13 protein-coding genes and 1 pseudogene are annotated in these 14,355 nt (G+C 61.3%); 7 read left to right on the top strand and 7 right to left on the bottom strand.

Annotation, left to right across the window (positions count from 1 at the left end; translation table 11 throughout):
* Positions 1 to 21 precede the first annotated feature (21 nt).
* The 3 genes from N6H05_RS03050 to N6H05_RS03060 are packed head-to-tail and all read right to left on the bottom strand — an operon-like array spanning position 22 to position 1,998.
* On the bottom strand, positions 22 to 249 hold the full coding sequence (locus tag N6H05_RS03050) for a hypothetical protein (RefSeq protein WP_010336640.1): 228 nt from the start codon (positions 247 to 249) through the stop codon (positions 22 to 24).
* A 28-nt stretch (positions 250 to 277) separates the two neighbouring features.
* Entirely contained in the window at positions 278 to 1,573 is a 1,296-nt protein-coding gene (locus tag N6H05_RS03055) for a PQQ-dependent sugar dehydrogenase (RefSeq protein WP_284112650.1), read from the bottom strand.
* Positions 1,570 to 1,998: a DUF2231 domain-containing protein gene (locus N6H05_RS03060; RefSeq protein ID WP_284112651.1), complete on the bottom strand. Its 429-nt coding sequence runs from the start codon at positions 1,996 to 1,998 to the stop codon at positions 1,570 to 1,572. Before N6H05_RS03060 ends, N6H05_RS03055 begins: the two co-directional genes overlap by 4 nt.
* Positions 1,999 to 2,184: 186 nt before the next feature.
* Between N6H05_RS03060 and coxB the strand changes: the two genes are divergently transcribed.
* From coxB to N6H05_RS03085, 5 genes are read left to right on the top strand one after another with little or no spacing between them, the layout of a single operon-like run.
* Positions 2,185 to 3,153 (top strand): cytochrome c oxidase subunit II, encoded by a 969-nt coding sequence (gene coxB, locus N6H05_RS03065; RefSeq protein WP_284112652.1) that lies wholly within the window; start codon positions 2,185 to 2,187, stop codon positions 3,151 to 3,153.
* Positions 3,150 to 5,672: a cbb3-type cytochrome c oxidase subunit I gene (locus N6H05_RS03070; RefSeq protein ID WP_284112653.1), complete on the top strand. Its 2,523-nt coding sequence runs from the start codon at positions 3,150 to 3,152 to the stop codon at positions 5,670 to 5,672. The genes coxB and N6H05_RS03070 overlap by 4 nt, the downstream gene beginning before the upstream one ends.
* On the top strand, positions 5,669 to 6,046 hold the full coding sequence (locus N6H05_RS03075) for a hypothetical protein (protein WP_063141452.1): 378 nt from the start codon (positions 5,669 to 5,671) through the stop codon (positions 6,044 to 6,046). The genes N6H05_RS03070 and N6H05_RS03075 overlap by 4 nt, the downstream gene beginning before the upstream one ends.
* Positions 6,043 to 6,639, top strand: coding sequence for a cytochrome c oxidase assembly protein (locus tag N6H05_RS03080; protein ID WP_284112654.1), 597 nt, complete (start codon positions 6,043 to 6,045; stop codon positions 6,637 to 6,639). Before N6H05_RS03075 ends, N6H05_RS03080 begins: the two co-directional genes overlap by 4 nt.
* Complete coding sequence (locus N6H05_RS03085; RefSeq protein ID WP_284112655.1) at positions 6,636 to 7,676, top strand: c-type cytochrome; 1,041 nt, start codon at positions 6,636 to 6,638, stop codon at positions 7,674 to 7,676. Before N6H05_RS03080 ends, N6H05_RS03085 begins: the two co-directional genes overlap by 4 nt.
* Positions 7,677 to 7,876: 200 nt before the next feature.
* Here the strand turns inward: N6H05_RS03085 and ligD are convergent, their stop codons facing one another.
* Both ligD and N6H05_RS03095 read right to left on the bottom strand, forming a co-directional pair.
* Positions 7,877 to 10,390: a DNA ligase D gene (gene ligD, locus N6H05_RS03090; protein WP_284112656.1), complete on the bottom strand. Its 2,514-nt coding sequence runs from the start codon at positions 10,388 to 10,390 to the stop codon at positions 7,877 to 7,879.
* Positions 10,387 to 10,683 carry an MgtC/SapB family protein gene (locus N6H05_RS03095; protein ID WP_284112657.1) on the bottom strand — a complete coding sequence of 99 codons (297 nt, stop codon included), beginning with the start codon at positions 10,681 to 10,683 and terminating at the stop codon, positions 10,387 to 10,389. Before N6H05_RS03095 ends, ligD begins: the two co-directional genes overlap by 4 nt.
* 50 nt (positions 10,684 to 10,733) lie before the next feature.
* Between N6H05_RS03095 and istA the strand changes: the two genes are divergently transcribed.
* Positions 10,734 to 12,257 carry an IS21 family transposase gene (gene istA / locus N6H05_RS03100; RefSeq protein WP_284112658.1) on the top strand — a complete coding sequence of 508 codons (1,524 nt, stop codon included), beginning with the start codon at positions 10,734 to 10,736 and terminating at the stop codon, positions 12,255 to 12,257.
* Positions 12,247 to 13,053: an IS21-like element helper ATPase IstB gene (istB, locus tag N6H05_RS03105; protein WP_284114155.1), complete on the top strand. Its 807-nt coding sequence runs from the start codon at positions 12,247 to 12,249 to the stop codon at positions 13,051 to 13,053. Before istA ends, istB begins: the two co-directional genes overlap by 11 nt.
* A gap of 59 nt (positions 13,054 to 13,112) precedes the next feature.
* Here istB and N6H05_RS03110 read toward each other — a convergent pair.
* Positions 13,113 to 13,361: pseudogene (locus tag N6H05_RS03110) on the bottom strand (MgtC/SapB family protein); the annotation flags it as partial.
* Entirely contained in the window at positions 13,361 to 14,239 is an 879-nt protein-coding gene (gene ku / locus N6H05_RS03115) for a non-homologous end joining protein Ku (RefSeq protein ID WP_072894291.1), read from the bottom strand. The gene ku and the pseudogene N6H05_RS03110, both read right to left, overlap by 1 nt.
* Between the last annotated feature and the right edge of the window lie 116 nt (positions 14,240 to 14,355).

Genomic DNA, 14,355 nt, shown 5'->3' on the forward strand with positions numbered 1-14,355 from the left:
TGACGCGATTGCTCGACGGCTTCAGTCCTGGGGGGCGGCCGATCCTGCGCGGTTATCGCTGTTAACCTCATCCGCGCCGGTCTTGTCGGCCCTGAAATAGCCGATCGCAACCACGATGAGCAGAACCGCGATGACGAGCGCGAGGCTTGTCACCAATATGGATCGGGTCACGGTCGTTCGCGATCCGCTGCGTGCCTCGACTTTCGAGAGATGGGTTACCGTTTCGCCATCTTCCTGTCGTTTCTCCATATCCTCTCTCCTTGCCCTTTGCCTGATGTCAGCGACGGGTTGGGGCTATCCGCCAGACGCTGTTGGACAGGTCATCGGCGACAAGCAGCGCGCCATGGACCGGATCATAGCTTACGCCCACCGGACGTCCGCGCGCATGTCCATCCTTGATGAACCCGGTCAGGAAGTCCTGGGGCTTGCCGGCGGGCCGACCATCGGCGAATGGGATGAATACCACCTTGTAGCCGGCCAGATCCTGTCTGTTCCAGCTGCCATGCTGTCCGACGAAGGCGCCCTGCGCATAGGCGGGGCCAAGACCTCCGCCGGTTGCGAAGCTGATGCCGAGCGCCGCGACATGGGATCCCAGGGCATAATCGGGCCGGATCGCGCGTCGCACCATATCGGGCTGCTGCGGACGCACCCGCGGATCGACATTCTGTCCCCAATAGCTGTAGGGCCAGCCATAAAAGGCCCTGGGGCGAACCGCAGTCATATAATCGGGCGCCAGTTGCGGTCCGAGCTCATCGCGTTCGTTCACCACGGCCCAGAGCCGGCGCGTCTGCGGCTCAACTGCAAGTGCCGTCGGATTGCGGATGCCCGAGGCATAGGTGTGATGCATGCCGGACTGGCGATCTACCTCCCAGATGACGGCGCGATCTTCCTCCACCGCCATGCCGCGTTCGCCGACATTGCTGTTGGAGCCGATACCGACATAGAGTTTCGATCCGTCCGGGCCGGCTGCCAGCGACTTGGTCCAGTGATGATTGATGCGCGCGGGCAATCTGGTCACCTCGACGCCCGGTATGGTGATGCGGGTCTCGCCCTCGCGATAGGGAAAGCGCAGCAGCGCGTCCTGTGTCGCGACATAGAGCTGGCCCTCCACCAGGGCGAGGCCATAGGGCGCATTCAATCCGGTGATGAGCGCACTGCGCAATTCGGCGCGGCCATCGCCATCGGCATCGCGCAGCAGGGTGACGCGATTGCCACCCTTGACCGATGTCTTCCCCATGGCCTTGATCTGGGTCGCGATGACATCCTTGGGCCGCAGGGCGTGGGCCGATCCACCAGATCCTTCCGCCACCAGAATGTCGCCATTGGGCAGCACCAGCATCTGGCGCGGAATGGCGAGCCCTGTGGCAAAGGCCGTCACGCTAAAGCCGGCCGGTGCCGACGGCTTTTCATTCCCCCAGCCTGCCGGCGTCGCGATTTTCATCGGCGGCAGCAATGTCTGGCGCTGATCGGGCAGGTCCGGCCGGTCGCCGGTCTGGTCAAGGCCGGGCTGGCTGCGCCCGCAGGCGGCAAGGGCCAGGAGACCGGCGCTCAGGATGAAGCCACGCACGGTCATGGCCGAACCTCCCTATAACCCGCAAAGGCCACCCAACCGGCGGCAAGGGCAGCCAGGCTGCTGAGGAGGGAAAGGATGAGACCGGCCGTTCCGACCGAACTCCAGCCGTCGCGGCTATGCTGGAAGGCGTTGATGAGCCCGCAGGCCCACATCAGCGCCAACAGAAGCAGATATAGGCCATGCTGTCGGCGTGCAGGCCCTTTGGCGCGCGCCAACGCGATCAAGGCCCATAGCAGTACCAGGCCGCCGCCGATCAGCGCGCCGGTGATCAGCCAGGCCGAAAAATTGCTCCACTGGATTTCCGCGCTGTTGAGATAGGTGATGTCCGACAGCAGGGCAGCGGGAAACAGGGCGACCGGCCAGGCGAGTAGCAGGCCGTGAAGCGGATGGAGCAGGCGCCGGGTGCGCGGCGGGGCGCTGGGCAAGACATGTCTCCTTGTCGAAGGAAGAATGATCCCTCGCCAATGCGCCGGATGGCTTTTGGTTTCGCCGACACCGGCAATTCATCCACTTGTTACGAAACAGAAATGTTTGAACCGGATGCCGCTTCGCGTGTTGGCACGAAAGACGCTGCACATAGGATGCAGCGCAAAAGGGGTGACGCGGGCGCAATGCGCAATCCATGGCTCTGGACCATTTCACTGCTCGGCCTTGGCGCCTGCAATGCGCATCAGTCGGCCCTCCATGTCTTCGGCGCCGAAGCACGGCAGGTGCGCGAGATGGCGATCCTGTTGACCATCGGTGCGGCGATCATCGTGACGGTCATGGTCCTCATCTATGTTCGCGCGCTTCGCGCTCCGGAAGGGGCGCTCAGCCATCATGGCGGCATGCGGATCATCCTGTGGCTGGGCGCTATCGGCCCGGCCCTGATCCTTGGCGCGCTGCTTCTCTATGCGTTGCCTGCCATGCGCCCGCGCGAGACAGCGCCTGGCGACCTCACCATTCGGGTCGAGGGCGAGCAATTCTGGTGGCGGGTCGCTTATGGGGCATCACGCGCGGGACCTGGACTTGTTTCTGCCAATGAGATCCGCCTTCCCGTGGGACGGACGGTGATCCTTGAACTCGGCGCGCAGGACGTGATCCACAGTTTTTGGATTCCCGGTCTTGCCGGGAAGATGGACATGATCCCCGGACGGACCAACAGGCTGGTCGTGCGCGCCGAAAAGGCCGGCCGCTTCCGGGGCGTTTGCGCGGAATTTTGCGGCCTATCGCACGCGCTAATGGCCTTCGACGTGATCGCGATGAACCCGGCTGATTTTGACGCATGGCTGGCGGGCGCGCGCGGCGCCGGCAAGGGCCTGGTCCCATCGAGGGGCCAGTCCCTCTTCGATGCGCATGGCTGCGGCGCCTGCCATGCCATCCGGGGAACCGCGCATGATGCGGCAATCGGGCCTGACCTTAGCCGTTTTGGACAGAGGCGGACGCTGGGGGCCGGGATGTTGCCACCGACCACCGCCAATATCGCCGCCTTCATCCGTGCGCCCCAGATCGCAAAGCCAGGCGCGCGCATGCCCGCCTATCCCCAGCTGTCCGAGCAGGAGGCCATTGCCATTGCCCATTATCTCGAGGGGCTGAAATGAGCCTCCACGATCAGGATGACCCGGCGCTCCGCGCGGCGCAGGAAGAAAGGTTGCGCGCGGTGTGGGCGCCGCCCAGGGGGATTTTCCTGCGCTGGACCGACTGCAACAATAATCGCGTCGGCGTCTGGTATGTGCTGACTGCCTTTGGCTTCATGCTCTTTGCCGGCGTGCTCGCGCTCATCATGCGCACCCAGCTTGCCGTGCCCGACAATGATCTGGTTGGGCCTGGTACCTTCAACCAGCTCTTCACCCTGCACGGCTCGATGATGATGTTTCTCTTCGCCGTGCCGATGTTCGAGGCGGTGTCGATCATCCTGCTGCCGCAATTGCTGGGCGCGCGCGACCTGCCATTTCCCCGCCTGTCGGCCTTTGGCTACTGGTCCTTCCTGATCGGCGGGCTGTTCGTCGGGGGATCGATCTTCTTCAATGCCGCCCCTGACGGCGGCTGGTTCATGTATCCTCCGCTGACCACCCGCACAGACCTGTCGGGGCTCGGAGCCGATATCTGGATGCTCGGTCTTTCCTTCATCGAGGTGTCGTCGGTCGCCGCCGCAGTCGAACTGATCGTCGGCGTGCTCAAATGTCGACCGCCGGGCATGCGGCTCAATCTCATGCCGCTATATGCCTGGTACATACTGGTTGTGGCGGTGATGATCCTCTTTGCCTTTCCGCCGCTCATCGCCGGCGACATATTGTTCGAAATGGAAAGGCTGCTCGACTGGCCCTTCTTCGATGCGCGCCGGGGCGGGGATCCGCTCCTGTGGCAGCATCTGTTCTGGATCTTCGGTCATCCCGAAGTCTACATCATATTCCTGCCCTCGATCGCGCTGTTCGCGATGCTGGTGCCGACCTTCGCCAACCGCCATCTGCTGGGCTATCCGTGGATCGTGCTGGCAGCTGTGGGCACCGCATTCCTGTCCTTCGGCCTGTGGGTCCACCACATGTTCACCACCGGGTTGCCTAAGATCAGCCTCGCCTTCTTCTCGGCTGCCTCCGAAGCCGTGGCCATTCCGACCGGCGTCCAGATATTCGTGTTCATCGCAACGCTGTGGGCAGGGCGGGTCACTTGGTCCACACCCCTTCTCTATGCGACTGGCAGCCTCGCCATTTTCGTGATCGGCGGTCTTACCGGCGTCATGGTGGCGGTGGCACCGTTCGACTGGCAGGCGCATGACAGCTATTTCGTCGTCGCCCATCTCCATTATGTGCTGATCGGTGGTACGCTGATGCCGCTTTTTGCCGGCCTTTATTATTATTGGCCTTTGGTGACGGGCAAGAAACTGTCCGACCGGCTTGGCCGGGTCGCTTTCTGGATGCTGTTTGTCGGTGCCAACCTGACCTTCTTCCCGATGCATCTTTCCGGGCTGATGGGCATGCCGCGCCGCGTCTTCACCTATCCTGCCGAACTGGGGCTGGACGGGCTCAACATTGCGTCCACCCTGGGGGCCTGGCTGTTTGCCGCGGGGGTGGCGGTGATATGCATCGATCTTAGCCTCTCGCCACGCCGGGTTCGGGCTGTCCGCAATCCCTGGAATGCGGGCACGTTGGAGTGGCTCGCCCATCCCGAGGGCGAGGATTGGGGCATAAGGTCGGTGCCATTGATCGAGAGCCGCTATCCAATCTGGGACCAGACAGATTTCGTGCGCAAGGTGGATGAGGGCCGCTTCTTCCTGCCCGATGCACAGGAAGGGCGACGCGAGACGATCGTCACGAGCGTCCTTGATGCCCGGCCACTGGCAGTGATCCGCCTGGGAACCCCGAGCATCAAGCCCATGCTGACGGCGGTCGCGCTCGGCGGGGTCTTCATCCTCACCACCTATCATCTTTATTGGGCTGCGCTCGTCAGTGGCATCGCCACACTCGCGCTCGCCCTGTGGTGGCTATGGACCGGGACGGCCGAAATTCCCGAAAAGTCCTGCAAACCGATCGGACACGGCCTTGAGCTGCCACTCTATCTCTCCGGGCCATCGGCGCCGGGCTGGTGGGCGATGTTCATTACGATGATGGCCGATGCGACGGCTTTTTCCGGGCTCATCTTTGGCTATTTCTTCTTCTGGACCCGCCATGCCGATTTCCCGCCGGTCGCTCTGGCGGACGGGCCCGGCATGGCCTGGCCCATGCTCGCATTGTTCTTGGGCATCGCGAGCTGGCTGCTGACGCTCGGCGCGCGAGAGGTGCATGCCCGCAAGCATGTCGACATGGCACGACTCTGCCTCATGGTCGCGCTGCTACTCAGCCTTGCCGGGATCGGGGCAGGGCTGGCCGGCCCCTGGACGCATGGCATGGACCCGCAGGCGCACAGCTATCCCGCAATCGTGTGGACGCTCGCCATCTGGGCCACGGCCCATGCGGGCGTTGCCGCCATCATGCAGGGCTATGCGCTGGCGCGCAGTCTCGCCGGGCGGATGGACCCGGTGCATGACGCGGATCTGCGCAACGTCACCGTCTATATGCATTTCTATGCGCTAACCGCTATCGTCACCTATTCGACGATCGGCCTGTTCCCGCAGGTCACATGAGCGAGCGACGCAAATGGCACGAGCGGCTCAAGGTCACGCTCTGGACGCTCATCATTCCACCAGCGATCTGGGCGGGGCATTTCCTCGCCTCCTATCTTTGGGCGGCCATTTCCTGTGCCAAGGCCGGGCGCTTTGCCAGTTTTCCGCTGCTGTTCGTCATCGGCACGATGCTCGCGCTGCTGATGATCGGGCTTTCGGGATGGATCGCCTGGGCGCAGGCGCGCCTGCCTGGCAATCCGCCGCCCCATGAGGATTCGACCCGGATCGATCGGCTCCGTTTCCTGGCCAAATCCACCTTGCTGCTGGCGGGGCTGAGCTTCGTCGGCGTGTTATTCACGGCGCTTCCGGTCATTTTTCTGCGGGATTGCCGATGAAGCGCGCCGCACTTTTCGCCGGTCTGGCGCTGGTCCCGACGGGGTGGGTCCTGACTGTGCTGCCGCTTGGCATGGTTGGTCATATGGCAGGCCATATGATTGCCGTCGCGATTGCAGCGCCTTTTCTTGCCCTTGGCCTGTCGCAAGGTCGGCTCGATCCTGCGCGTCTCTGGCCCGGCCTCACAAGTCCGATGGCGATGATGCTGGTGGAACTTGTCACAGTCTGGCTCTGGCACCTGCCGGCCCTTCGCGCGGCGACAATGACCTCCCTCCCATTGCTCGGGCTCGAGCAGCTCTGTTTCCTTGGCGCAGGTCTGCTGCTTTGGTCATCGGTGCTCCGCGCCGATCATCGGGCCGCTGGCATAGGTGCCCTGTTGCTGACATCGATGCACATGACCCTGCTTGGTGTCCTGATTGGCCTGGCGCCAAGGCCTCTCTATGCGGCGGCGGATCATCATCATCTGGCCGGCATGGACCCGCTGATCGACCAGCAACTGGCTGGTGTCCTCATGCTGCTGGTCGGCGGGGCCAGCTATTTCATCGGTGGTCTTGTCCTGTTGGCGAGCCTCCTTCGCCAGAGGGGGGCGGCATGATCCTTCGCATCAGCTTGAAGCGCGCAATTGTCGCGTTGCTCGTACTTGGGGTTCTTGGGATGCTGTTCGCCTGGTCGGGGGCCATGCAGATTTCCGCGTCGTCGGGCCATTGGCGTATTACCGACTGGTTCCTTCACTGGACGATGCGCAATTCCGTGCGGACTCATGCCTGGCTGGACGCACCGCCCGACCCGCTCGACGATGAGGGCCTGGTCAGTGCAGCAGGGCATTTCCGTCAGGCCTGCCAGGTCTGTCATGGCGCGCCGGGTGTACGGCCATCACCCGTGATGCAGCAGGCAACCCCGCCGGCGCCTGATCTTGCCCGGACGGCGGGGGAATGGCGGGATCGCGAATTATTCTGGATCATCCGGCATGGCGTCAAATTCACCGGCATGCCGGCCTGGGCGGCGGGTGATCGACCGGACGAAGTAAGGCGCATGACCGCTTTCGTCCGGCGCTTGCCGCATATGACGGCGGCGCAATATCAAGCGCTGACCCAGGCTGGCGGGGAGGGACGTCTGCCCGGCGTTGCTCCGGCAACCTTGTCGGCATGCACAAGCTGCCATGGCGTGGATGGTCGGGGGAGGGAGCAATCCGATATTCCGGTCCTGGCTGGGCAGAGCGCGGCCTATCTGGTCGCCAGCATGCGCCAATATGTGTCGGAGAAGCGCAGCAGTGCGGTCATGCAGACGGCGCTGGCAACGACCGGGCGCGAGGACATGGCGAGGCTGGCGACCTATTTCTCTGCGATGCCCGGGCTGGCGAATGTTGCCACCACACGCAGTTCACCGGGGGTGGATCGTTTCGGTCAGCCCCTGCCCGCCTGCAGCAATTGTCATGCAGTCGGCAAGGCGGCGCCCATTCTTGCCGGACAGAAGCCAGGCTATCTTGCTGCGCGCCTGCGGCTTTGGCAGCAAGACGATAATGTCATCGACGCGCGCCTGCCGCCGGATACCATGGCGATGATAGCAAGACGTATCCCGGTCGACAGGATCGATGAACTGGCACGGACCGTGGCGCAGTCCGGTTCGGACTAAGGGGCTATCGCCCGGTCAGGCGTGCATGTTGACCCAGATGAAAGCCAGTATGGCTGCAACGATGAATGCGAAGACGAGGTAGAGCGCAAGGCGACTGGTGGCTTTGCGGGCAGGACGCTCCTTGTGATGGGGCATTATGATCCTTTCATGCTGATCTTCTCCCATCAACGCATGGCGGGGTTCATGGTGCCCGAAGCGAATCATAGATCCGGCAGGGTCTGCGCAGCGAAGCCCCAGCCTTTGAGCTTCGTTGCGCGCTCCCCCAATATTTCGGCATCTCCAATGTCGAAGGGATGGGCGTCCTGCAAATCGTTCAATTCGTCCCAGTCGACCGGTATGGCTACGGGCGCGCCGGCACGCGCGCGCGCCGAGTAGGGAAGGATGGCGGTGCTGCCGCGCTGATTGCGCAGCCAGTCGATGAATATGCGATCCTTGCGCTTGGCCTTGCTCATCGTGGCAACAAAGCGATCGGGTTCTGCCGCGCTCAAGGCCTGGGCGAAACGGGCAGCGAAATCCTTATGTGCGTCCCAGTCGTGGGTGGGGCTGAGGGGGACGACGACATGGACCCCCTTCCCTCCCGACAGCATGGCGAAGGAGATCAGACCGATGTCGCGTAGATGATCGCGAATATCCTTTGCCGCTTCACGCACCCGTGCAAAATCCATGCCCTCGTCGGGATCAAGATCGAAGATCATGCGATCGGGCTTCTCGATGGCATCGGCACGGCTCGCCCAGCCGTGAAATTCGATCGTACCCATCTGGACGCAGGCGATCAGGCCATCGGCATCGTCGACATAGAGATAATCTTCCAAGCCGCCGTCTTTCTCGCGGATCGCAACATGGCGGACATGGTCGCCAAAGGCGCCGCTGTCATGTTTCTGGAAAAAGCATTTCTTCGCACGGCCCTGGGGGCATCGCACAAGACTGATCGGCCGATTGGCGGCGAAAGGTAGCATCAGCGGGGCGATCCGCGCGTAATAATCGGCCAACTCCCCTTTGGTCTGCCCGCTCTCCGGGAAAATCACGCGCGCGCGATTGCTGATCTTGATGGCTGTGGCCGAAGGAGGCGTTGGGGCCGCTTTTTCGGGCTTGATTGTCTTTGCCAACTTGTCGCTTCGTAGCCCCAGAAAACTGCCATGTCGCACGAGACCCTCCCTTGTGAACTCGGCAAAACCGACTTCCGCAACGAGCTTGGGTTTGACCCATTGGACGCCGCACGCTTGGGCGGCGGAAATGATGATCTGCGACGTGCCGGTCGCAATCGGACTCATGGCCTCGGCCAGGTCGGTCATTGTGGCGGCATCGAAACCAGTGCCGACCTTGCCCTTATAGACCAGTTCACCGCCTTCATGCTGCGCCAGTAGCAGGGAGGAGAAGGCACGCCCTTTTACCTTGCTACGGGTCCAGCCGACGATCACGAATTCCTGCCGACGAGTGCATTTGACCTTCACCCAGGCGCGTGTCCGTCCGCTGCGATAGGGCGCATCGACGCGCTTTGCGATAATGCCTTCCTGCCCGGCCTGACAAAGCGATCGGTAGAGCTTCTCGCCCGAGCCGATCAGGTGATCGGCAACGTGGATAGGTTGTTCCGCATCCGCCAATAAGGCTTCGAGCCGCTCCTTTCGCTCGATTGCGGGGAGAGACTTCAAATCCATGCCGTCAAGGGAAAGAAGATCAAAAGCGAAGAAATGGAACGGCGTGTCGGCTCGCTCCGCGCCATGGCCCCGTTTCAACACCGCCTGCAGCGCCGAAAAACTGGGATTGCCGTCAGCGTCAAAGGCGATGATCTCGCCGTCGATCAAGGCAGGCGGGAGGTCGAGCGCTTTTATGGCTCCGGCCAAAGCACCAAATTTGTCCGTCCAGTCCAGGCCGCTGCGCGTATATATTTTTATCGCTTCGCCACTGGCTGCAACGAGCGCGCGATATCCGTCATATTTGATCTCGTGCAGCCATTCGTTGCCGACCGGTACATGGTCGACCAAAGTTGCAAGCTGCGGCTTGATGAAGCGCGGCATAGCCTCCGTTCTGGCGATCGCCTTCACCTTCGTCCTGCCGATCTTTGCATTATGCGCGTTTGCCGCCTGCATCCTATCCGTGAATGTCTTGCCCCTTGCGCCTTTCAATGACTGCGTGCCGGCGATGTCCCCGGCGATTTGCGCCATGGATCGGTCAGTCAGAACACTTGTCAGCGCGCGCTCGACCAGATCGCCATTCCGGCGGGCTTCGCCATCCTCAATCTTGCGGAGCAGCCAATTCTCGCGCTTTTCGCCCGCGCGCCCCTTCATCCGCACCAGCAGCCATTCCCCCTTCATCCGTTCGCCATGCAGGATGAAATGGAGATGGCCATCCTCTATATCCTTCGCGCTCTTTCCCGGGATCGGTTCCCACCAACCGCGGTCCCAGAGCATCACACTGCCGCCGCCATATTCGCCCTTGGGAATATTACCCTCGAAACTGCCATAGCTCAGAGGATGATCTTCGGTGCGGACAGCAAGCCGCTTGTCATCGGGATCCAGGCTCGGCCCCTTGGTGACGGCCCAGCTCTTGAGCACGCCATCGACTTCCAGCCGGAAGTCCCAGTGCAGCCTTGTGGCGGCATGTTTCTGGACAACGAAACTGTTGCCGCCCTTCTTTGCCATCTTGCCTTCAGGCTCGCTGGTGCGATTGAAGTCCCGTTTGGCATTATAGGAGGCAAGGGGATTGATCCGGCTCATTCGCCCTGTCGCTCCTCGGACGCGAGCCAGCGCCGTTCCACAAAGCCCAGCAGGCTGAGCATAAGGATCGCGACGAGAGTGGCACTGGCGACTAGGGGCCAGAGGGCAGCGCCGGAAGCGATTCCGATCATCGACGCCAGCCAGATATGGGCTGCCGTGGTCAGATTCTTGATCTCACCCTTGCTGAATATGATGAGGCCAGTCGCTATGATGCCCGAAAATGCGGCAGAATGTTGATTTCCACTGAGAAGTGACCCGGGTAGGGCATAAATTTCCACTGAGAATTGACCCATGTTGAACTCGTCCCTGGCTTTGGCAAGCGAGGGTATATGGAGTGTTGGACATGGCGTTATTGAGCGTTATCCGGCGCTGGCATTTTCGCGATCATCTGCCGATCCGGGAGATAGCACGGCGCACCGGACTATCACGCAACACGATCCGCAAATATTTGCGGTCCGAGACGATCTATCCGCTTTTCAAGGTGCCTGATCGACCAAGCAAACTGGACCCATTTGCTGAGCATCTGGCGGCCTGGCTACGGCGCGATATGGGCCGATCGCGCAAGCAGAAGCGCACGATCAAGCAGTTTCACGCCGATCTGGTGAGCCTGGGTTATGAAGGATCCTACAACCGGGTTGCCGCTTTTGCTCGGGACTGGCGCGAAGATTATCGGCGCCAGCAACAGATTGGCGGGCGTGGGACATTCGTGCCCCTGTCGTTTGCGCCGGGGGAAGCTTTCCAGTTTGATTGGAGTGAGGACTGGGCAATCATTGCCGGGGTTCGGACCAAGCTGCAGGTCGCGCATTTCAAGCTCAGTTACAGCCGGGCATTCATCGTGCGCGCCTACCTGCTGCAAACCCATGAGATGCTGTTCGACGCCCATAATCACGCCTTCCGCGTGCTGGGCGGCGTGCCGCGCCGGGGTATCTATGACAATATGCGCACGGCCGTCGACAAGGTCGGGCGTGGCAAGGAACGCACCGTCAACGCACGCTTCCTGACGATGGTCAGCCATTATCTGTTTGAAGCCGAGTTCTGTAACCCGGCTGCGGGATGGGAAAAGGGGCAGGTCGAGAAGAATGTCCAGGATGCGCGGCACCGTCTGTGGCAACCCACGCCGCAGGCCGAGAGCCTTGATGAGTTGAACCTGTGGCTGGAGGAGCGCTGCAAGGCGTTATGGGAGGACATCCCTCACGGGATCGAACCCGGGTCGGTTGCCAATGCCTGGGCCGATGAATCTGAGTGTCTGATGGTTGCGGGCAGGCCCTTCGATGGTTTTGTGGAATATCGCAAACGGGTATCGCCGACGTGCCTCATCCATTTTGAGCGCAATCGCTACAGCGTACCGGCCTCTTTCGCCAATCGCACTGTCAGCCTGCGCGTCTATCCTGATCGCTTCCAGGTCGTCGCCGAGGGGCAGCCAATCTGCGCACATCAGCGCATCATCAACCGCTCTCACGACGGTCCAGGTCATACGGTTTATGACTGGCGCCATTATCTGGCGGTCGTGCAGCGCAAGCCCGGCGCCCTGCGCAACGGTGCGCCCTTCCTTGAGCTACCCGATGCGTTCCAGCGTCTGCAGCGACATCTGTTGCGCAATCCCGGCGGCGACAGGGAAATGGTCGAAATACTGGCGCTGGTTCTTCATCATGATGAGCAACTGGTGCTGACGGCGGTCACCATGGCGCTGGAGGCTGGCGTTCCGACCAAGACCCATATCCTCAATCTGCTCTATAGGCTGGTCGACGGAAAACCGATCTCCACGCCACCGGTGACGGCGCCCCAGGCGCTCCAACTGGTCAGCGAGCCGGTGGCCAATGTCGAACGCTATGATGATCTGCGCAAGGAGAAGCGTCATGCGTCATGACCCTGCCAGCGGCGCCATCGTTGTCATGCTCCGCAGCCTCAAGATGCATGGCATGGCGCAGGCCGTCACCGATCTCATGGAACAGGGATCTCCAGCCTTCGAAGCCGCCATCCCGATCCTCTCCCAGTTGCTCAAAGCCGAGACAGCAGAACGGGAGGTTCGATCTGTGGCCTATCAGCTCAAGATCGCGCGCTTCCCTGTCTATCGCGATCTGGCCGGCTTCGACTTTACCAGTAGCGAGGTCAATGAAGCTCTGGTGCGTCAGTTGCATCGCTGCGACTTCATCGACATCGCCGACAATATCGTGCTGGTCGGCGGTCCTGGCACCGGCAAGAGCCATGTGGCAACGGCGCTGGGCATCCAGGCCATCGAACATCATCGAAAGCGCGTCCGCTTCTTCTCGACGGTCGAACTGGTCAATGCGCTCGAGCAGGAAAAAGCACAGGGCAAGGCCGGTCAGATCGCCAATCGCCTCCTGCACTCCGATCTCGTTATCCTGGATGAGCTTGGATATCTGCCGTTCAGTGCTTCAGGTGGCGCGCTGCTCTTCCACCTGCTGAGCAAACTCTACGAGCGCACCAGCGTCATCATCACCACAAACCTGAGCTTCAGCGAATGGGCCACCGTGTTCGGCGACGCCAAAATGACCACGGCGCTTCTCGATCGGCTTACCCATCACTGCCACATCCTGGAGACCGGCAACGATAGCTTCCGCTTCAAGAACAGCTCTGCCAAGCAGGCCAGAACCCAAAGGAGAAAACCACGGGTTGACCCAACCATGACACCCGAAACATAATCCGCAGACGGGTCACTTCTCGATGGAAAACCCGGGTCACTTCTCAGTGGAAATCAACACGCAGAAGCTTCGAAGACCCGCAGGGGATCTATATTTCCCTCGCCTTGCAACTGATTGTGCAGCGCGATTGCGCAGACAGTCATGAGGGCGCTGGTGAAGCAGATGAGGCCATGGGTGCGTAGCCCCGCTGCATGGCCGCGTATCTGTCGGTCGAGCCCCAAAAGCAGGCCGAGCAGAGCAGCAATGCTCAGGCGCAGCAGGACCGGCCCGTCGATAAGGTGGAGCGGGGTATCGGGATTCAGCGTCATCACGCGCTTTTGCGCTTGGCTGCAGGCGCACGCATATTGCCAGTCGCCGATCCGCTTTTCGACCTCTTCTTCGTCGCTGGGGTGCGAGCCGTTTCTCCTGCTGACTTCTTGAGCGCCGCCATCAGGTCGATGACATTGCCGCCCTTGCGCGCCGGCTCATCGTCCACCTCTTCTATTATCCGCTTCCCCTTGGACTTTTTCTTCTTTTCGATCAGGCGATGGAGCGCATCGACATAGCGATCGCGAAACTCTTCCGGCTTGAAGGGCGCCGTTCGCTTGTCGATGATGCTGGTAGCAAGATCGAGCATGTCCTCATCCGCCGTATCGGCAGGCAAACCTCGGAAATATGTCTGCGCCTTGGTTACCTCGTCGGCGTAGCGCAGAACTTCCATGACCAGCCCCCGTCCACAGGGTTTGATCGATACCAGCTGTTCCCGTCCACGGACCGACAATTGGCCAAGTCCGACCTTCTTTGCCTTTCGCAGCGCATCCCGCAGCACCGCATAGGCCTCTTCTGCGAGGTCATCGGCGGGTACGACGAAATAAGGCTTCTCATAATAAAGAACGTCGATCGCATCGGCCTCGACGAACTGGACGAGGTCGAGGGTCTTGCGGCTCTCAATCTTGACCGCTTCGATTTCCTCCTGTTCGAGCAGCACATAATTGCCTTTTGAAAGCTCGAACCCCTTGAGGATCTCATCTCGGTCGACGGGTCCCACGCCGCTCACGACCTTTTCATAATGGATGGGTTTGCCGGTGGGCTCGTGAATCTGACGAAAGCTGACCGCCGCGCCCGATTTGGTTGCGGGATACACTTCGACCGGGATGGACACCAGTGCCAGCTTGATCTGGCCCTGCCAAAATGCGCGTGCAGCCATGTGCGACCTCCGCGATGAGAGCGTGCAATCGGCAAGTTGGTTCCGTGATAGCCTCAAACAGAAAGCCGACAGCGCAGCTTCGCCAATCCCATGGGGTGGCAAGGCAAATCATTCAT

It is taken from the genome of Sphingobium sp. WTD-1, from assembly GCF_030128825.1.
Classification (GTDB): domain Bacteria; phylum Pseudomonadota; class Alphaproteobacteria; order Sphingomonadales; family Sphingomonadaceae; genus Sphingobium.